This is a genomic window from Paenibacillus solanacearum (assembly GCF_910593845.1).
Lineage (GTDB): Bacteria > Bacillota > Bacilli > Paenibacillales > NBRC-103111 > Paenibacillus_G > Paenibacillus_G solanacearum.
Map to the genome: position 1 here is coordinate 38,735 of NZ_CAJVAS010000014.1, position 19,590 is coordinate 58,324.

Annotated in this window: 18 protein-coding genes and 1 pseudogene; 4 read left to right on the forward strand and 15 right to left on the reverse strand. The window is 56.3% G+C overall.

What is annotated here, in order from left to right; genetic code table 11:
* Window positions 1-53: 53 nt before the first annotated feature.
* The 3 genes from KXG62_RS16615 to KXG62_RS16625 are packed head-to-tail and all read right to left on the reverse strand — an operon-like array spanning window position 54 to window position 3,777.
* Window positions 54-1,214 carry a Ger(x)C family spore germination protein gene (locus KXG62_RS16615; protein WP_218093119.1) on the reverse strand — a complete coding sequence of 387 codons (1,161 nt, stop codon included), beginning with the start codon at window positions 1,212-1,214 and terminating at the stop codon, window positions 54-56.
* Window positions 1,211-2,686 (reverse strand): spore germination protein, encoded by a 1,476-nt coding sequence (locus KXG62_RS16620; RefSeq protein WP_218093120.1) that lies wholly within the window; start codon window positions 2,684-2,686, stop codon window positions 1,211-1,213. The genes KXG62_RS16615 and KXG62_RS16620 overlap by 4 nt, the downstream gene beginning before the upstream one ends.
* Window positions 2,683-3,777 carry an endospore germination permease gene (locus tag KXG62_RS16625; protein WP_218093121.1) on the reverse strand — a complete coding sequence of 365 codons (1,095 nt, stop codon included), beginning with the start codon at window positions 3,775-3,777 and terminating at the stop codon, window positions 2,683-2,685. Before KXG62_RS16625 ends, KXG62_RS16620 begins: the two co-directional genes overlap by 4 nt.
* A 193-nt stretch (window positions 3,778-3,970) precedes the next feature.
* On the opposite strand from KXG62_RS16625, the gene KXG62_RS16630 reads away from it, so the two are divergent.
* The gene (locus tag KXG62_RS16630; protein ID WP_218093122.1) at window positions 3,971-5,611 is read left to right on the forward strand and encodes a PucR family transcriptional regulator; all 1,641 of its coding nucleotides are present in this window, start codon (window positions 3,971-3,973) and stop codon (window positions 5,609-5,611) included.
* A 114-nt stretch (window positions 5,612-5,725) separates the two neighbouring features.
* Window positions 5,726-6,256 carry an orotate phosphoribosyltransferase gene (locus KXG62_RS16635; RefSeq protein WP_218093123.1) on the forward strand — a complete coding sequence of 177 codons (531 nt, stop codon included), beginning with the start codon at window positions 5,726-5,728 and terminating at the stop codon, window positions 6,254-6,256.
* A 46-nt stretch (window positions 6,257-6,302) separates the two neighbouring features.
* Here KXG62_RS16635 and KXG62_RS16640 read toward each other — a convergent pair whose 3' ends face one another.
* The 7 genes from KXG62_RS16640 to KXG62_RS16670 form a co-directional block, all read right to left on the reverse strand.
* A complete protein-coding gene (locus KXG62_RS16640; protein ID WP_218093124.1) occupies window positions 6,303-7,013 on the reverse strand; it encodes a DUF7002 family protein in 711 nt (236 codons plus the stop codon).
* 198 nt (window positions 7,014-7,211) lie between these two features.
* Window positions 7,212-7,577 carry a group I truncated hemoglobin gene (locus tag KXG62_RS16645; protein ID WP_218093125.1) on the reverse strand — a complete coding sequence of 122 codons (366 nt, stop codon included), beginning with the start codon at window positions 7,575-7,577 and terminating at the stop codon, window positions 7,212-7,214.
* 79 nt (window positions 7,578-7,656) lie between these two features.
* The gene (locus tag KXG62_RS16650; protein WP_218093126.1) at window positions 7,657-8,934 is read right to left on the reverse strand and encodes an ABC transporter permease; all 1,278 of its coding nucleotides are present in this window, start codon (window positions 8,932-8,934) and stop codon (window positions 7,657-7,659) included.
* A complete protein-coding gene (locus tag KXG62_RS16655) occupies window positions 8,927-9,835 on the reverse strand; it encodes an ABC transporter ATP-binding protein (protein WP_218093127.1) in 909 nt (302 codons plus the stop codon). Before KXG62_RS16655 ends, KXG62_RS16650 begins: the two co-directional genes overlap by 8 nt.
* Complete coding sequence (locus tag KXG62_RS16660) at window positions 9,832-10,746, reverse strand: ABC transporter ATP-binding protein (RefSeq protein WP_218093128.1); 915 nt, start codon at window positions 10,744-10,746, stop codon at window positions 9,832-9,834. The genes KXG62_RS16655 and KXG62_RS16660 overlap by 4 nt, the downstream gene beginning before the upstream one ends.
* Window positions 10,743-11,159, reverse strand: a complete 417-nt coding sequence (locus KXG62_RS16665; RefSeq protein WP_218093129.1) for a GntR family transcriptional regulator — start codon at window positions 11,157-11,159, stop codon at window positions 10,743-10,745. The genes KXG62_RS16660 and KXG62_RS16665 overlap by 4 nt, the downstream gene beginning before the upstream one ends.
* Before the next feature lie 35 nt (window positions 11,160-11,194).
* A complete protein-coding gene (locus KXG62_RS16670; RefSeq protein ID WP_218093130.1) occupies window positions 11,195-11,914 on the reverse strand; it encodes an ABC-2 transporter permease in 720 nt (239 codons plus the stop codon).
* A 509-nt stretch (window positions 11,915-12,423) separates the two neighbouring features.
* Between KXG62_RS16670 and KXG62_RS34655 the strand changes: the two are divergent.
* Window positions 12,424-13,245, forward strand: a pseudogene (locus KXG62_RS34655) (ABC transporter substrate-binding protein); the annotation flags it as partial.
* A gap of 480 nt (window positions 13,246-13,725) precedes the next feature.
* Here KXG62_RS34655 and KXG62_RS16680 read toward each other — a convergent pair.
* The 4 genes from KXG62_RS16680 to KXG62_RS16695 form a co-directional block, all read right to left on the reverse strand.
* Window positions 13,726-14,262, reverse strand: coding sequence for a DinB family protein (locus tag KXG62_RS16680; protein ID WP_218093132.1), 537 nt, complete (start codon window positions 14,260-14,262; stop codon window positions 13,726-13,728).
* A gap of 76 nt (window positions 14,263-14,338) precedes the next feature.
* Window positions 14,339-15,256: a helix-turn-helix transcriptional regulator gene (locus tag KXG62_RS16685; protein WP_218093133.1), complete on the reverse strand. Its 918-nt coding sequence runs from the start codon at window positions 15,254-15,256 to the stop codon at window positions 14,339-14,341.
* Window positions 15,257-15,428: 172 nt separating this feature from the next.
* A complete protein-coding gene (locus tag KXG62_RS16690; protein ID WP_218093134.1) occupies window positions 15,429-16,001 on the reverse strand; it encodes a hydrolase in 573 nt (190 codons plus the stop codon).
* Between the two features lie 112 nt (window positions 16,002-16,113).
* Window positions 16,114-17,424, reverse strand: a complete 1,311-nt coding sequence (locus tag KXG62_RS16695) for an ABC transporter substrate-binding protein (protein ID WP_218093135.1) — start codon at window positions 17,422-17,424, stop codon at window positions 16,114-16,116.
* Window positions 17,425-17,775: 351 nt separating this feature from the next.
* Here KXG62_RS16695 and KXG62_RS16700 point away from each other — a divergent pair, with 351 nt between their 5' ends.
* Window positions 17,776-18,306, forward strand: coding sequence for a GNAT family N-acetyltransferase (locus KXG62_RS16700; RefSeq protein WP_218093136.1), 531 nt, complete (start codon window positions 17,776-17,778; stop codon window positions 18,304-18,306).
* 160 nt (window positions 18,307-18,466) lie between these two features.
* Here the strand turns inward: KXG62_RS16700 and asd are convergent, their stop codons facing one another.
* Complete coding sequence (gene asd, locus KXG62_RS16705; RefSeq protein ID WP_218093137.1) at window positions 18,467-19,540, reverse strand: aspartate-semialdehyde dehydrogenase; 1,074 nt, start codon at window positions 19,538-19,540, stop codon at window positions 18,467-18,469.
* Between the last annotated feature and the right edge of the window lie 50 nt (window positions 19,541-19,590).

The following is a 19,590-nucleotide window of genomic DNA, read 5'->3' on the forward strand; positions in this document are numbered from 1 at the left end:
GCCATCGGGCATCGCTCCTCAACCCCCATTCTTCTCCTGTCGTTCCCCTTGCATTAATAGTCCCGGATCGTCTCCTTCAGCTTGTACATCCCGCTATGCGTAAGATCGATATCCACCTTCACGGAATCGAGCGTATAGTCCCGCAGCTGCTTGGCGCCGTTCATCGTCAGCCGGCTCCATGCTTTGAACTGATCGCGGTACAGCGCATGCTCGATCCGGTATACGTCCACGCCCTTTTTTTTGCCTTCCGCAAACGTATGCTCGACCTGGGAGCCGACGATCTTGGCGATCTCCTTTTTCAGCGCCGCCTCGTCGAACTTTTGCAATATCTCGGCGACGATGGCCTTGCATTCGACCCGGATGGATACGCGCACTTCGTTGTCCTGCGCCTGCGGAATGACGCGCGATTTCGGTCTCACAATCGAGACCTTCCCCGCCGGCTTGCCGTTCACATGCAGCATGACCGGGGAGCGGACCGTGCTGTCCTCCAGCCAGCGCAGCCCGTCCAGTTCCCCGTAATCGAGCACGTCGGCCAGTTTCCCCTCATATAACGCAAACACACCGTTCACCGAGAGCTTCGGATCGGCTTGCGTATCTTTTTTCCATGCGCCCTTATCGATTGTCAGCGAAGGAAGCAGCAGGGTGAAGCCCGGCTCTCGCAATTCCACGAAAAGTTTGTACAGCCGCATCGGCCTAATATACGAGCGCTGTCTGTAATTTTCGACCGGCTGCGACAATATCGAAGCGAGCGGCGACATGCCGAAGAATGGCGTCGTGCCGAAGATTTCATCGATCGGCATGCGCGTGCCGTAAACCCATTGGGTGTAGCGGGTCTCGTTATACCGCAGCATGCCGTCCAGGCCGGCGTTGATCCCCCGTTTGAGCGCCGATTCCGAAAAGACGACGGAGGTGACATGCCCCCAGAAGACACGCTGCTGCGATGTTCTGTACAGCTCATCGAATGCTGCCCCCACCGTCTCCCCCTCCACATGTCCGGACCATACGGATGCAGGCATGCTGACCTTCGGGCCTTCCTGTTTGGCGACGTTGGCAAAATCGAGCATTTGCGCATAGACAATGAACCGGCCATCCTTATAATCGACCCCGAGCGCGGTCAAATAGTTCATATCCTGAATCGACTTCAGATCCCAGCAGCCGGCCTGCGTGAGCAGCAGCGGCAGCATAAACAGCAGCGCCAGCTTCCGTGCGATCATGAAGCGTCCCCTCCCCGGCGCGTCGGGTCCTTCCCCTGGAGAAGCGCAGGGCGGCGCTTGAGCATTCTCCACGGCTTCGCCAGCACAGCAGTTCCTATTTCCTTGAAATTGGGCGGCGACAAGGGAGCCAAATACGGAACCCCGAACGATTCCAGCGTCGCCAAATACAGCACAAGCCCCATGACCGATATCATAAAGCCGTATACGCCAAGCGCGGTCGAGGCGAGCAGTACAACCAGCCGCAGAACCGTCACCGTCCCGGCAAGCGACTGATTCGCAATCGTAAACATCGAGATGGTCGCAATGGAAGTGATGACGAGCGTCGTGGGGCTTGTAATTCCCGCCCGGATCGCCGCATCCCCGACAATCAATCCGCCGACGACCGAGACGGTCTGTCCGACGGCGCGAGGCAGCCGCATCCCCGCTTCCCGGAACAATTCGAACAGCCCGAGCATGATCAAGAAATCGAGCGGTCCGGACAGCGGCAGCCCGAGACGGGAGGAAGCGATCGTGGCCACAAGCGGCAGCGGAATTTGATCGATATTGTTCGACGACACGGCGATCCAAAATCCCGGCAGCAGCGTCGAGGCAAGCAGCCCCAGGAAACGCAGCGCCCGCTCCAGCGCAACGTAATAGTAAGGAAAATGCATATCCTCGGAGGATTTCAAGGCCAGCATGAGGTTCGTGGGCGCGAGTACGGCCATGGGCGAGCCTTCCACCAATATCGTGAACCGGCCCCGAAGCAAGCTTTCCGCTACGAAGTCGGGACGGTCCTTGTATTCCATGAGCGGAAACAGGGCATGCCCCGAGCCGACCAGCCCTTCCTCGAGCTGCGCGCTGCTGAGCAGCCCATCGACATTAATGGCGTTCAGGCGCTCCCGCGCTTCCGCGACGAATTCCGGCCGAACGACATCATCGATGTACATGAGCGCTACCGAGGTATGGCTTCTTGCGCCGATGGTGAATTTCTCGCAGCAAAGGGACCTCGTCTTCAATCGTTTCCGAATCAGAGCGATATTGGTGCTCAGCTCTTCCGTGAACGCATCCTGCGGCCCTTTAATCGACGTCTCCGAGCTGGATTCCTCGGGCGTGCGGTTCGGCGGCATGGCGATATTCAAGGCGAACAGCAGATTCGGATTCTCGAAGAACAGCACCAGCTCGCCGCAATATACCCGAAGCGTCAACTTCTCGACCGCGCCCGGATCGTCGATCGGCTCGAGCTGCAGCGTCGTGCTACGGTTCAGCAAAGTCGCGTCGATCTTCTCGACAGAATGAAGCACCGATTGCAGTTGCGGCAGCACCACCTTATCGATAATATCCGTATTGGCCATGCCTTGGCAGTACATGAGCAGCACCTGCTGATGATCCGTCTGCGTCCCGTACCGGAAGCTCTGTACGCTCACATCGCCCGAGCGGGCGAACCAATCGCGAAGAAACGCTTCGTTCATCTGCAATACTTCCGTTTCGTTCACGGCGAATCCACCTCCTTCTTGCTCCGGCTGCGGGCAAAGAACAACAACCCGAGCAGCAGCACGGTCAGGAATAGATTAAAAGCAAACTTGCCGTAAAAATGCCAATGAAGCAAATAATCGAAAAACAGCGCGTCGTTCCAAGGGATGAACTCGGCCAGCGTGAACATGACGCCCAGGACCGTCAGCAGTCCCGTTCGCAATCGCCCTCTGCGCAGCCCGGTCACGTCCAGCATCAAATAAATGAGCAGCGAAACGCGGATAAACGATCCGGTCACCCATTGGAAGATGGACAAGAAATCGAGATGGGATATATATTTTCCCATTTGCACCATCTTCCACTGTTCGAATGCGGGGTACCGCAGAGCCGCCGCCTCGAACGGACCGAAGATGGCGATCGCTCCGGTGAGCGGTCCGACCGTTAGTCCGACCAGCATGACGGAAAGCAGCAGCAGCGAGGAAAGACGCAAACGGGAAGATACGTGCTGCTGCAGAAATACGACAAGCACCAGCTCGAACAATGCGCCGCAGGTCACCAGCACATCGTCCAGCGCATTCCTGTAGCCATGTGTAAATAGCGGGAACAATAAGGAATAATCTTTAAACTGCATGTTGGAGGCCATGACCAAATGACCCAGCAGAATCACGAACGGGAGCAGTATGCCGGATGCAATCGCAATAGCGAGAATGCCGAAATAAGCGGCAAAAAAGCATAGTGCGACGAAGCTGATCATGACCGCCATCCTTGGCGTTTGGGGGAGGTACGAAATGTTCGTCCATGTTACGAAATCATTGATCGAAACGAGTGCGTTTTCAATGCAGTAGGCGATGACCAGCATCATGAGGAACACGGAGACGACCTTTCCGTACGTATGCCGGATCAGTTCCGTCACGTTGCCGCCGCCTCCCCTTTTCACAACGGCATACAGAACGAAAACCCATACAAGCACAGGTATAACGGCCGCAGTCGAGCTGATCCACGAGTCTCGCTTGCCGATTTGCAGCAAGACCGGGATTAACAGAACGTGATTGGATATGCCGACGGAAGTCATGAAGACGGCATACAATAAAATTGCGGGAATTTTTTTATCCAATGTGATTCTCCACCAGGGTTATATCTGGAAATCGAATTGTCCCTTAGTGTGCGGCATCTGCGACCGCAGCATGTATGGCATATTCTGGAGAGCGAACCGTCTGAGACACAAGCCGGCGCAATTCAGGCTGCGCCGCCAAAAGGTTCTGTTATAATAAATACCGTTCATGTACATAGAAGGAGGCGGACGGATCATGGGAATTGCCGTGCGAGAGGCAATGCATATCGGCGGACTTGCCCGGTGCAAGGTCGTGGCCGGCGCGGACGGATTGGATCGGACCATTGAAGCGGTCACGGTCATGGAAGTGCCCGATGTCATTCGCTGGCTGAAAGGAAACGTCCTGCTGCTGACCAGCTTGTACCCGGTCAAGGACGATGAGGAAGCGATCGAAAACCTCGTGGGCCGGCTGCATATGGCGGGAATCGCCGGACTTGCGATCAAGACCGGGCAGTATGTGCGCCACATCCCCGATGCGATTGTAGCTGCCGGGAACCGGCTGGGGCTGCCGATCATTGAAATCGATAAGGAAACGACTTATCTGGATATTATGACGCCGCTTATGGAATACATCTTGTCTGAACCGCGTCCGCTTGAGGAGCAGCCGGATTCCTATAACCAGTGGCTTACGGAATTGGCCATGAGCGGGAAAGGTGTCGCCGCTCTGATCGAGGCGGTGGAACGATTGATGGGCGGCGAGCTGTCCGTCGGATCGGAGCTTCCCGCGCGGGAGCTTCGTTACGGAACCGAGGCTGCGCCCTTGACCGTTCTCCAGAAAAAACAACTGACCGCCGCCAAACGTCCGGTTCGCATGGAACGGAGACTCGGCGGACAAGCGCTGCCCTGCCTTGTGGCGCCGATTATGCTGAGCGAAGAACTGGTCGGTGATATCACATATCGCGCTTCGAATCGGGAATTTCGCGAGCGCGATATTCGAGTCGTGGAACGGACGATGATCCTCATCGCGCTTGAATTTCTGAAAGCGATAACGACCGCCGACGTAGAACAAACATTCAAAGACCAGTTCATGGCCGACGTGCTCCAGGGGCGGGTCCCGGATGTCACGGAGACGATCGAGAAGGGGCGCCGCTTCGGCTGGGACTTCACGTCGCATTATGCGGTCTATTGCGTCGCCGTCAGCCGGCGGGCCGACAGCAGCGAGCGCCGGATCCGCGAAACGGCGGCCAGCCCGCAATGGAAGCGGAGGCTGCTGCACCAAGCGCGCGCCGCCTTTCGCTTCGACGAAGCCGGCGTCGTCATTACGTTCTTGAAGCAGGACATGGTTATCCTGTATCCGCAGGCTTACCCGCCAGCAAGGCCAACCGCCGTGCGGCAGGCCGAAGCGATCCACAGACAGCTCGCCTCCGAATGGGAGGAGCTGTCGTTCACGATTGCCGTCGGACGATGGCATCCCGGTCTCGAAGGCATTCACAAGGGCTACCTGGAATGCTGCCGGGTGCTGGAGCTGGGCAAACCGCTTCGAAGCAGCGGCGTCATTCATTACGATGAGCTGGGTCTCTTCCGCCTATTGAGCGAGAGCCGCGGTTCGAACGAGCTGGAGAGCCTGTATGCAGAATCGGTCGGCAAGCTGGCCGATTACGATGCGGCCCACGGCGCCAATCTGGTGGAGACGCTGACGCGTTACTTCGCACAGAACGGCTCGTTGGCGGAAACTGCCGAGAAGCTGTTCGTTCATGTAAATACCGTCAAGTATCGGCTGCAAAAAATCGAGCAGTTGACCGGCTGCAGCGTGAACGACGCCGAGGCGCGGCTGCTGCTGCATGTCGGGTTGAAAATTCGCCTGCTGCGGCTGAGCGAGCGCAGCGAGTACGACTAATCCATCCCAATTGGCCATTTCCACAAAAATCATGGTCGGTTTTTGTCTTTCCGGACATACGGCCGATCGCTCCCTTCTGTTACGATATCGGAAGAAACCAACGGGAGGGATACGATGAACCGTCATGAATTGGCAAAAGCAATATACAACACAGCTTTGATCTCGGGAACGTTCAAGCTGCGCTCCGGACAAACGTCCGATCATTATCTGGATAAATATTTATTCGAATCCGATCCGCGGCTGCTCAGCGCGATTGCGAAGCAACTGAAGCCGATGATACCGGCGGATACGGACATATTGGCCGGCATCGAGCTGGGGGGAGTTCCATTGGCTACCGCTCTCTCGCTCGAAACCGGGATCCCCGTCGTGTTCGTGCGAAAAAAAGCAAAGCCATACGCCACGGAAAAGCTGGCCGAAGGGATCGGCATCAACGGAAAACGGCTATGCCTGATCGAAGATGTCGTCACGACCGGCGGACAGTTGATCGCGAGCGCGGAACAACTCGCGGCGCTCGGAGCGCGTCTCGGTCCGGTATTGTGCGTGATCGAACGGACACCGCGCCAGCGAGCGGCGCTGGAAGACGCAGGACTGGCGCTGTCCGCCTTATTCACGACGGACGAATTGCATGCGGCCGGAACGCAGTGACGGCTCCGCACACTGATGATCGCCTTCCTGCCTGCTAGTAGCTCGTTCACCTGCTCGCGCGATTTACCTCCCATGCGCCGGCCAGCGGCCGAGCCTGTTGTCTCCAGCGCTCGGGAACCGCGGAGCAGGCATCTTGTTCCACGTAAATGCACTGCATATAGCGGGATAAACCCGTCACCCGGCCTTCTACGAGAATTTCCCGAATCTCGGATGCCTTGCGCGGAACCAAGCTGCTGGAGACGGTGCGAAACTGCGCCAACGGAAGGAACATCGCCGAGCTCTTCTTATAGGAGCACCGATGCGGGAACCGCGGCGAGCTGCCCGAATCGTACTTGGATAACTTCACCGCTCCGAAGTGCTCGAGCAGCAGGGCATACGCGTCAAGCTGCAGGATCGCGAAGGCTTCATCCGGTTCTCTGCGCGAGTAGGTATCCAGCATCTTCTGACAATCGCGGACGGTAGGCCAAAAAAAGACGTGAGTGTCGAGTACGCTCCGAAATTCGCGGAGCGTGCAGCCCGCCTCCATCATATGCTCGGGGATGCTGAGGTGGGCGTTCACCGTCATCGCATGGTCGCCGTATGTCACCGGCCTCGCTTCCGTCCGGCGTTCGCCGGAATGAGCCGGATCGATGACGAAGCTTGACAACAAGCCATCCAGACGAGCGATCGCCGGCAAATTGCTCGCCCGCGTAAAATGGTACAGCGACTTTCTTCCGGCGGCTTTCGTAACGGCGGCCACCACGGCCTCCTTCTCCATCGCCCGTGCTCCTCTTCTATTCGCTTCTCATGAAGGACTCGGACATGCGCTAAGTCATACACCCGCGGCATAGCGGTTCAACCGACCGCCGCGCAGCGCCGAAACGCGCGCCCGGGATCGGCTGCGCCAGACCACACTGCCGGTAAACGCCAAATGCCGACCCGCGGCATCGGGGTCGGCATGGCATAAAAGTTCCGTCTATTTATACAATATGTCGTCGCGCAGCGAGCCCACTTTCGTTAATGCCGTGTCGATATCGGATTCGCCTACGCCGAAATGGGCCAGCGCATCATGCAGATGTTTGACGATCGCGTCAAAGTGAACCGGCTGCAAATTCATCCCCGTATGGACCTTGGCCATGGATTGCCCCGAGTATTGGTTCGGCCCGCCTAACGCATAGCTGATGAATTTCGTCTGGTGCTTGCGCTGCTTCTCCATATCCGTATTCTCAAAAAAGTGATTGACGGTTTCGTCAGCGAGCACAAGATCGTAAAAGTAGTCGACCACCTTGGCGATCGTTCCTTCTCCGCCAAATTTTTGATATAGCGTCGTCGTATCCGGCATATTTCCTTATTCCTCCTGATGTCTTCATTTCCACTTGGATATGATGCGGCATCAGCCCCCAAAATATGCATAATCTCGGTTAATTGACCTTGAACGCCTTCATGGCCTTGCGCAGCTCCCGAAGCGATGGACGCTTGCCGTACATCAGCACGCCAACCCTGTAAATTTTGGCGGCCAGCCAGCTTAATGCGATCATCGTCGCCGTCGTCACCGCAATCGATATTCCGATCTCCCACCAGGCCGGGTCGCTCATGCCGATACGCAAGAACATGATGAGCGGTGAAAAGAACGGCACGTAGGACATCGCGACGATCCATGGAGCCGTCGGGTTTTGCAAGCCGAATACCGCGATCATGAAGCCCCCGATAATGAGGAACATGACCGGCATAATCGCCTGCCCGACTTCCTCGGTGCGGCTGACGAGCGATCCGACGGCGGCGAACATCGTGGCGTATATAAAGTAGCCGAGCAAATAAAATACGATGAAAAATCCGATCAGCGAAAGCGGCACCTCGCTAAGATTGATATTCAGCCCTTGGAGCTTATCCAGATTTTGCGGAATGAGCAAATTGGCGGCGCCTACGGCGAGGAACACGGCGATTTGCACAAGGCCAAGCAGGCAAATGCCGATAATTTTGCCGAACATTTGTTTGAGCGGCGCAACCGTCGTGATGAGCACCTCCATGACGCGGGAGCTCTTCTCAGCCGTAATTTCCGTCGCGACCATGTTCCCGTAGCCGATGACGGTCATGTACAGCATGAACAGCAGCGCGTACACGAGCACGTACGCCATTTTCATTTGCGATTCCGTCTTGCCGTCTGTGCCCTCATGCACCTGCACCGACTTCAGCGATACCGGCGCGTTCAGCTTACCGCGCTGCTCCGCTGTAAGACCCAAATCCTTCACGACGATTTCCGCCTTCACAGCCTGCAATCCGGTTCTGAGCTTCGCCGTCAACGAAGCATCCATCGAGCTTTTCGCATAATAGGTCGCTCGCGGGAATCCGGCTGCGGCATCGTCGCTCCATTCGAGGTAGCCTTTCACCGCTTTCGCTTCCAGCTTTCCGTTGCCCAGCTTCGCGTTCGCTTCCTTCGACCCGGCATCTCCGAGCGGGATGAGGCGAATCCCCGTCTCTTGTTTCTCCAAGTAAGCTGACAGCGACCGGGTAACCTCCGTCTCCGGCCCGACGAAACCGATGTTCGTCCGCTCGTCCGATGAGGAAAACTTGGCGATGATCGCCGGCAAGTTGATCATGGCCGACAGCGCCACGGCGAAAATCAGCGTTGTGACAAGAAACGATTTCGTCCGCACCCGGCTAAGAAACGTAAAACGAATGACGGTCATCATCCTATTCATGCGATCCCTGCCTCCCCACCGTCTTGATGAATATTTCATTCAGCGTCGGCTCCATGATTTGAAAGCGGAATACATCCCCTTGCGAAACCGCCGTCTGCAGCACTTCCTGCGCCGCTTCAGGCCGATCGAACATGACTTCCGTCCACGTCTCGCCCCGGTTGACCGAGCGGACCCCGCGAATGGTCTCCAGCCCCTGCACCTCACGGTCCGTTTCCAGCAGCACCCGCTCCCGGGGGAAGGACCGCTTGATCGCTTTCAAATTCCCCTTCAGCACCGTATTCGAGCGATGAAGCATAATAATGTTCTCGCACAGTTCCTCGACATGATCCATCCGGTGGCTGGAGAACAAGATCGTCTTCCCTTCCTTGCGAAGCGCGGTGACATTCGTCTTGAGCAGCTCGACGTTGACCGGGTCCAGTCCGCTGAACGCCTCGTCGAGAATGAGGATATCCGGATCATGAATGACCGCCGAAATGAACTGGATCTTTTGCTGGTTTCCTTTGGACAGCTCCTCGACCTTCATATTGTAATACTCCCCGACCTCGAACCTCTCCAGCCAGCTGCGCAAGCTTTGCTCCGCCTTGGAGCGCTTCATGCCGCGCAGCTCGGCGAAATACAGCACCTGCTCGCTCACCTTCACTTTCGGGTACAGCCCGCGCTCTTCCGGCAAGTAGCCGATCCAGCGGCGTACCTCGTCGGAGTAGCCTTTCCCTTTCCAGTAAATCGAGCCTTCGTCAGGAAGAATGAGTCCGAGCGCCATGCGCATCGTTGTCGTTTTTCCGGCGCCATTCGCCCCGAGCAGCCCGTAAATTTCGCCGGGGCGCACTTCGATGTCGATTTCGTTCACCGCAACCTTGCTCCCGTAACGTTTGGTGACACGGTCTATTTTTAATGGAATCATACGTCTGTGTCTCCTTTCCCGCTTCCTTGTTCGCCATGCTTCTTCTCCGCAATCATATAATGAATCATTTCGTCCAATTCGACCGCCTGCCGCTTCATAACCGGAATGCCTGCGGCCTGGAGCGCTTGCTCCGTGAAAGCCGCCTGCCGCGTAACAATCCGTGTCAGCGCGCCCCGCTCGTATTCGACTATGCCCGGAAGGTTGAGCGTATCCGGATCGGACGCTTCAATCCATACTGTTCTCCAATCGTCGGTGAGCGCATCTTTCTCCTTATACTCCAGCAGTTGTCCTTTGTACAGCAACGCAACATAATCGGCAAGACGGCGCACTTCCTCCATCGTATGGGTCGCGATCAGCACGGTCCGGTCACCGCCGTTCATATATTCGCGTATCGTTTCCAGCATGATCCGCCACACGTACGGATCGAAGCCCGCAGACGGCTCGTCGAGGATGAGCAAATCCGGCAGCTGGGCAATCGCGAGACAAAAGGCGAGCCGGCGCTTCATTCCCTTGGACATTGCATTCGCTTTGGCCTTCGGCTCCAGCTCGAACCGTTCGCACAGCTCGTTCCACTTGTCTTCGCTCCAGCTCGGGTACCAGTGGCGGTGGAACGCGGCGAGATCATCGATTCGGCTCGAAGCTTCCTCGACAAACGAGCGGTCCGGCACGTAACCGATCCTTCGTTTCAACGCTACATCATGACGCTCGTAATCCAGTCCGAACAGCGTCATCGCCCCGTGATCCGGGCGGCATATATTCAGCAGCATTTCGAACAGCGTCGTTTTTCCCGAACCGTTCGGCCCTACAAAAGCCGTAACAGCCCCGGGTTCGATCGTCAAATCAAGCGGTCCGAAGCGGAACGATTCGAACGACTTTTCCACGCCGCGCAGTTCGATTCCTTGTGCGCTCATGCCTTGTTTCCCCCTTCGTCATCGTTTTCCGGCATCAACAAGTCCAGACTTTCGCGAAACAGCTTCTCCGTCTCCGCCCGCGTCAGCTGCACGCGCTGCGCCATCGCGACCGCGGCGCGGAACGCTTCCGTGACCGCTTCGCTCCGGTATCGTTCCCGCTCGCTCTCGCTCACGGAGGCAACGAACGTCCCGGTGCCCTGCCTCGTCAGCAGCAAACCTTCATTCTCCAAATCCTGATATACCCTGCGAATCGTTATGATACTGCAGCTGAGCTGCTGGGCAAACTCACGGATCGAAGGAAGCAGCGTTCCCTTGGGCAGCTTCCCGCTCAAAATAAGCGACCGCAGCTGCACCTCGATCTGGTGATACATCGGCTCCGCCGAATCCGCAGATAATTGAATCGGCATCTGCATGATGTGATTCCTCCCTCCCCTGCCGCGCGGAACGGTTATCGGATAAACGTACGGCTGTGAATTCGTTTGACCGTCAAGCGGAACCAGAACAAGGTCCAGAGGGCAGTGATGACCGCCCCGAGCACGGCGATTCCCGCCCCGCCCCGAGCGGCGCCCTGCATCGTCAGCTCCAGGAAGCTGATCCCGAGCAAATTGACGCCTACCGTCGCAGCGACGAGAAACGCCGTGAATACCAGGTTGAACCGCATATACGACTTCCCGCTGCCGCCAAGCTCCTTGTAGGCGAACACGACGCTCATGCATGCCCCGAAATAAATCCAGGCCAGAACGAAAGCGAGCGCTTGCCCGGCCGTGAGCGTTTCGCCGATCCGCCCGATGAAATAAAACGGAACGAATAACAGCAGCGCCTGCGGAAGGAGCGTCACGCCCATCTGCAAATATTTGGCCGCCACCGTCTCCGAAATGCTGATCGGCAGCTGCCGCATATATTGCATTTTTCGCGAGAAGAAATCGGTCTGGTGATAATTCAAATATTCGCCGGTCATCGTAAAGCCGATGCAGCTTATGCCGCACAGGAACATAATATCGACCGCCGTGCCTAATGACCGGTCCAATACCCCCGTGCCGCTGTACATCCCTCGCATGAGGAGACCGGAAAACACGCCGAAATACAAATACAAGCCGACGGATACGAGCTTGCCCGCGTTGGAGCGCTTGAGCTCGTGCTTCATAATGAACAAGGCGTTATTCCACATGCCGCAGCACCTGCCTAACGAATAAAGTGTATTTACTGTGTATATTTATATTAACAGTATACACATGATATCCATGGCACTCAACCGCCTCCCGTAAAAATAGGCCGATATGCCCCCCTCGTCCTTGGTTGAATATTTAGAAAAATCAATCAAATTGGTGAGGATTGGGCTAAAACAAGTGTATATTGGGCATCACCCGCCACCTGCTTTTGCCTTACAATAAAAGAAAGCGCTTTAATTGTTAAAACAGACGCGTCTGTCATAGCGGTCACGCGAAGCGCTTGTCAACCGATTCATACACGAAAAGGGGCGAAACGGAAATGAACACAAGAACACGCGCATTGCTTCTTACCGCCATCGCTGCATTGCTCGGCATGTCCGCTTGCAGCGGGGGAGGCGGCTCTCAGACGGTGAACACGCCAAAGGCCAAAGACGCGAACCGGGAGCCGGTCGAGCTGACGTTCTACCGTCCGAATACGGGAACGACGGAAGAACAATTCATGGATTTGATGGGCAGTAAAATCAAAGAGAAATTCCCGTTCGTCACGCCGAAGTTCATTCCTTTCGGAACGGGAACGAGCGTGAACGAAGTGATCGCAGCCGGTTTGCCCCTCGATATCGTCATTCTTTCCATCGGCTTTGTTCCTCAGTTTCAAAATTTCAATCTGCAAACGGAATTGGATGAATACATGAAGAAGTACAATTACGATGCGGGCAAGCTGGAGACGACCACCTATGATTTTGCAAAGCAGTTCGGCAAGGGAAAGACCTACTTCCTTCCCCTCTTTACGACCGCCGAGGTGCTGATGTACAACAAAGATTTATTTGACAAATTCGGCGTGGGCTATCCAAAAGAAGGGATGACCTGGGATGACCTGTACGACTTGTCCAAGAAGATGACGCGCGTCGACGGAGGCGTTCAGCACTACGGCTTCCTGACCTCGATCTCGCACATGCTTCGCGTGAACCAGCTGTCGCTGCCGTTTGTCGACGAGAAGACGAACCAGCCGGCCTTCGGTTCGGATCCGTTCAAGCGCATGACCGAAAACTTCGCGAGATTTTACTCCATGCCCGGAGCCGAACTGCCCAAGGAAAGGTACGGCAAGGAAGGCGATCTGTTCACGAAGGACCGGACCCTCGCCATGTATGCTTACTTCAACAGTACGATGGTCGGCGCCCCGCCCGAAATGAATATCGATGCGGTCCCGCTCCCTTCGTTCAAAGAAGCGCCAGGCGTCGGCTCCCAGATGTATCCGACGTTCGCCAGCATCTCCAGCACGAGCAAGCATAAAGACATCGCCTTCGAAGTACTGGCGTATTTGACTTCGGACGAAATGCAGGAGAAGTTCGCCAAGGACGGACTGGGAATGCCAATCGTGAAAAATCCGAAGCTGCTCGAGTCGTTCGGCCAAAACATTCCGCAGCTCAAAGGCAAAAACATCAAGGCGTTCTATCCGGCCAAGCCGGCGCCGATCAGCCCGAAGACGATCTTTGACGATGCGGCGGAAAAACAAGCCTCGAACGCATTCAAGGACCTGGCGCAAGGCGTCAGCGACGCCAATACCGCCTTCCGCAAAGCAACCGAACAAGCGGCCAAAGATATTGAAGCCGCCGCGAAAAAATAACCGCAGCGCGGGCAGCATCAAACGTACGGTGGGTAATCAGCCCTTGTTCCTCTCCTGACGCAATACACATAGAAAAGCGGCTGGACATCGCACTGTCCAGCCGCTTTCTTTTCTTTTTTTGCAACCTTCTATGGTTCGCGCATCTTCGAAGAGCCATGCTTTTCTTCTTCTGGCGCGCCTCCCCGCTCATCCCGCCGTCGATGCGGCTTCGGCCGCTTGGGACTCGTCCTGATACCAGAATAACGCGTACTCGGTCATGACGGAGGCATGCCCCATCTGACGCAGCATCGCCGAGATGTTGCCGCGATGATACGTGGCGTGATTGACGGTTTGCAGCACCATTTCCGATAGCTTCGTGCTTCGCACGCCCGCATACGGGTTATCGAGCACGATCGCCCGTTCCAGATCGTCCTGGCTCTCAAGAAGCGCCTTGAAGCGTACGGACAAGTCAGCGTACTTCGCCTCCAGCTCCTCCAGGCTGCCGGATTCCGTCTCCTCCTGCTGCTGCAGCGCCAGCCCCATCGCCTCCTTCATGCCGATTCCGCTCACGATATGGAACCAGCTGAGATCCACGAAGTAGATGTGCGCAAGCACTTTGGACACGCAAGGAAAGATGCTTTGAACCTGCTGCGTATAGACATCGCGCGGCAGCTCCTTTAACCGGTTGATCATCGTTTGGTTCGCCCATACATGAAAGTGGTACATCGTTACGGCATTTGACATCGTTCATCTTCTCCCTTGTTTTCGCTATTGCGATTCGATGAACTCAGTATATACCGCAAAGTATGACAACAGTCTGTCAGCCTTTCGCATAACGGGACAACATATTTTCGAGCTTCGTTCTCATGATTTGCCGCAATTCCGCCGGTTCCATAACCTCGACCTTGTCACCGAAGCTGAGCAGAATCGATAACAGCCATCTCGCTTCTGAAGGATTGATGACTTTCAGCGTCATCGTCAGCGTCCCATCGTCGTTGAACCGTTTATCCGCATCGTAAAAATGGTCCATCGCCATCGCGAGCGAGTCCGCGGAAAAATGCAGTACGACCTCCACCTGCTCAGCCTTCCGGCTCATATCGTACGCGCGCTCCCGATGCTCCACGACATGCGTGCGGTGGAACGTCTCCGGCGTCTCCACCACATCGGCCATGCGGGACACCCGAAACTCGCGGTAATCTTCGCGCGTTCTGCAAAAAGAGTACAAATACCATGAACCGTACTTGTACATCAGACGCACCGGCTCGACCTTGCGGTTCGTCCGCTCGTTCTTGGCATTAATGTAGTCGAACCGGATGACGCGCTTCCCGGTAATCGCCGTTCGCAGCAGCCGCAGCGACTCCGCATTCGCACGCCAGCTGCCGATATCCATCGACAAGCTCTGGGTCTGGCTTTCCTGCCCTACGGTTTGCAGCCGATGAATCGTTTCGAGCGCGCGCTCGTCCTCGAACACCGTCGACACGCTGTGCAGAATGGTAATTAACGACTCGACGTCGTAGGACCCAAGCAAACTTTTATCCATCTTGTATTCTTCCATGATGCCGTAACCGCCGTTCACGCCCTGATACGATACGACAGGGATGCCGGCCGCGCAGATCGCATCGATATCGCGGTAGATCGTTCGTTGGGATACGTTGTACTTTTCCGCCAATGCCGAAGCCGACAGCACTTCGTTGTTCAGCAGCATATAAATCATGGAGATCAGCCGTTCCAGTTTCATCACATACACCCCGGGAAAAAATGCTTTGGTTCAAAGATTTCCATATTATATCATATTTGAGAGAAGCGCCGGAATCACTCCGCAACCGGAGGCAAACAACAAAAAACGAGCTGCTACACGCGCCGTAAGGCGGCATGAAGCGCTCGTTTCTTCGTGGATTGCGGCCGTTCGATCAATCCATCGCGTTCACAATTTCGTCCGTCGTCCGGACGCGTCCGATCCGCGGGAAAATATATTTGGCCGTATGTTCATGCTCTTCGGCCGACATCGCGGTCATCGCGTCAACGGCGAAAATTTGCTGGTAATGATGCTGAAACGCTTCGCGCGCCGTCATCTCGACACCGATATTCGTAGAGATGCCGCACAGCACGATCGTTTCGATGCCGCGCCGGCGCAGCTGCAAATCGAGGTCCGTACCGAAGAAGGCGCCCCACTGCCGCTTCGTAACGATATGATCCGATGGCGACAGATGCATCTCCTCCACGATGTCGGCCCAATCCGACGGCCGTGCCGCAGCAGACGCCGGAGGCTGATCCGTTATCGGGCGAAGCGCGTCCTTCCCGTCGGTAAAAGCGACGCGCACCAGAACGACGTACCCTCCTCTGCTGCGAAACGCATCCGCGAGACGGGAGGCGTTCGCGACAACCGTTCGGGAGTCGTGAGGAGCGCCCTTATGCGCGGTAATTCCTTTCTGCAAATCGATGACGACGAGCGCCGTCTTGGCGGCTTGAATCTGAAGCGGCATGGCGTAATCCCCTTTCGCATAATCTTCTCCCTATCGATGTTAATCCTTCGGGGATCACATTGCAAATGTACCGCACACCCGGTATTTGCGCCGCAAGCCAAGGGAGTCATCATCATTTGACGCGCGCCGTCTCGATTTCTTTTCTTGCCGCTTCCGCCGCATCCCGCAGCGCGGTGTTGATATCGCTTTGGCCGGTGACGATATTTTTAAAGAAGCTGGTCGCCTTGCTGCCCGCGATCCCGCTTAACTGATCCTTCGGCGTGATGAGTGCCGCTTGATCGGGGGCGTACGCCTTAATGTTTTTCCCTTTCAATATGTCCGAGCCTTGGGCGAACGCTTTTTTCACGTCGGGGTTTTTCAATGATGTCATGATCCCCTGCCTCGACTGCTTCATCTGGTATTCATCCGAAGTCAAGTAAGTCAGCACTTCGAACGCTTCGTCCTTATGCTTGCTGTTCGCCGCAATTTCCATATAGGAAGGCGTATATTGCGGAGCGACGCCCATCGCTTCTTTGAAATAAGGCATTGAAATGACGTCCCAATCGAAGTCGAATTTCGTTTCCAGCGTAAACGAGGCGTAATACACCATCATCGCCGCCGTCTGGTCTTTGACGAAAACGTTTTGCCACTGCGTGATCATATCTCCCGCTTTATCGCCGGCCAGCTGGTAAAACCGCGCATAGTTGCCGACAACCGCTTTGAACTTGTCTTCCTCGAGCAGCACTTTGTTCGTCTTCAGATCGTAATACGGCGCCGACAGCTGATTAATGTTCAGCATGTGCGGGACGGACATCGTCAAGCCGTAATACTGCAAGCCGCCCTCGGTGCGCGTCAGCTTTTTGGCCAGCTCGTACACTTCATCCCATGTCATTCCTTCCTTCGGGTAAGGTACGCCGAATTTATCGAATACGCTCTTGTTGTAGACGAGATTGAACGTGCTGACGCTGACGGGCAGGCCGTACATGCCGCCCTCGGAGTATTCCTTCATAAATCGAACGAGCGACGGCTCCAGCCGGTTCAAGTCGTACTTGTGCTTCTTGATCAGCTCCGTCATGTCGTACTGCAAGCCGTACTTGACCAGCTCGTTGATCGTCGTCGTTGTCGACATAATGATATCGACCGTCTGCCCTGCGGCGATGAGATCGGCCGTTTCCGTCCCTTTGGCGTATGGGATGAACTGGATTCGGTATTGCGGAAACTTGGCCTGAATGTCGTCTCCGCGCTCCTTCATGAACTGCTCCACCGTACGGGGCGCAAGCGGCGAGTAAAAGATAATGTCGACCGGCTCCTTGGTTGCGGCCGGCTTATCGGCCTGCCCCCCTGCTTCCTTCGCCGGGCCTGTACCGCTGCAAGCGGCGGCCGCAGCCGCCAGCATCGCGAACGCGAGCGGCATTGAAATTTTGTTCAATGTGGACATTGCCATGCCGGAACCCTCTCCTCACACGTAAAATCGACAGCCGCTGGTCCGTAGTTTATTTAGCGAACTTCAACATTCTGAATCGTTAACAAGAACGCTAGCGCCCCCCTTTTCTCCGATGGATGTAAGCCGAAGCCCGCCTGCCGTTCCATGCGCCTGCCCGTTCTGCAAACGCGGAACCGTACGCTCCGGCGTAATTATTGATATTCGCAGGAACGGAGCTTTATAACGACAAGCTCGGCTGAGCGCCAATCGGACGGCAAGGAATACGGGAATACACGTCGAATAACGATAGGGCAGGAAATGGGTGACGGCTGTGCAGCAACAGCCGATTCATTTTATACAGGAGGCGTAAACATGATCTATTTGGAAACGTCGAGATTGCGGCTGCGCGATTGGCAGGAAGACGACCTGGAGCCTTTTTGCCGGCTCAACGCGGATGCGGAGGTCATGAGGTATTTTCCGAAAACGATGTCCGCCGAAGAAACCGCTGCGTTCCAGCGGACGATCGTCTCCGAGCTGAGCGAATGCGGGTTCGGGCTGTTTGCCGTCGAAGTGAAGGAAAGCGAGCGGTTCATCGGCTTCATCGGGTTTCACAGGGCCGCGTTTGAGGCCGAATTTACCCCATGCATCGAAATCGGGTGGCGTCTGGACAAGGCGGCCTGGGGCAAAGGCTATGCCACCGAAGGCGCGTCCGCGTGTCTGCGCTATGGATGGGAGCAGCTCGGCTTCAGCGATGTATACAGCTTCACGGCCAACCTGAACGAGCCCTCGAAGAACGTAATGAAGAAGATCGGCATGCAATTCGTGAAACCTTTCAACCATCCGAAGGTGGAGCCAACGAGCCCTTTATACCCGCATGTTCTGTACCATACGAGCCGGAAATAACGCTGCAATAACAACAACAGCAGCCTAGAGCAGGGCCGCCTATGGGGCTGAGACACGGTGAGGCCGACGCAACGCGCGCTTGGGGTTCGCTCCTTGCTCACGGCGCCCGCCCCGCAGAAAAAAGCCGCCTGACGGCGGCTTCGGATGATCAATAAACGGATTATACCTGCAATATGCCTTGCTTCAGCATCGATTCGGCGAGCAGTACGGCACCTTTGCCGGCCCCCATCTTCGTGTTGTGCGAGACGAGCACGTACTTGACCCCGCCAAGCACTGGCTCCGCCTCCAGCCGCCCCATGCTCGTCGTCATTCCGCCGCCGAGCTCGCGGTCCAGCCGGGGCTGCGGCCGGTACGGATCTTCATGCAAGTGAATCATTCGCTCAGGCGCGGAATGCAGCCGAACGTCCCGGAACGGATCATAGGCTTCGATCGCGGCTTTCACCTCCGCCAGCTCCGCTTGCCGCTTGAGCCCGACGAAAACCGATTCCGTATGCCCGTCAAGCACGTTTGCCCGCGTACAGATGCAGTTGACGTTGATCGCCGCTGGCAGGATGCGTTCTCCCGCATACTGCCCCAATATTTTCAACAGCTCCTTCCTTACCTTTCCCTCTTCGTTCGGAATGTAAGGAATGATGTTGTCGAGAATATCCAGCGTCCGCACGCCGGGACTTCTCCCTGCGCCGCTGACCGACTGCATCGATACCATCAGCACGTTATCGACGCCGAACCGCTCGTGCAGCGGCTTCAGCGTGACGGCAAGCCCAGTCACCGTGCAGTTCGGGACAGCCAGCACGAATCCCTGCCACCCCCGCTCCCGCTGCTGCTTGCGGATGAGCGGCGCGTGGTCGTCGTTCACGCCGGTAATCAGCAGCGGCGTATCATCGTCATAGCGAAAGGCGGAAGCCGTTGAGAAGGTCGGCGTCGTCTTCGCGAACCATGGCTCCAGCTCTTTGGCCAGGTCGGACTCGATCGCCGTGAAGATGACATCGACGGATTCCGGCCTGAACTGCTGCGACGACAGCACCGGCACCTCCAGCATATCGTCCGGCACCGGGGTGCTCTGCGTCCAGCGGGATGACCCGTTAGCCTCAAGCAGCGCTTCGCGGTAGCTCTTCACCGTGCGGGACGTCACCATCGTCACCACTTCAAAGTCGGGATGCCCGGACAGCGCCTGAACGAACTGCTGCCCCGCCATGCCGGTCGCGCCGACGACGGCCGCTTTTAATCTTCCCATGATGAACCACTCCTCCAAATAATTTACATTATTGTATGGAGGAACCGGGC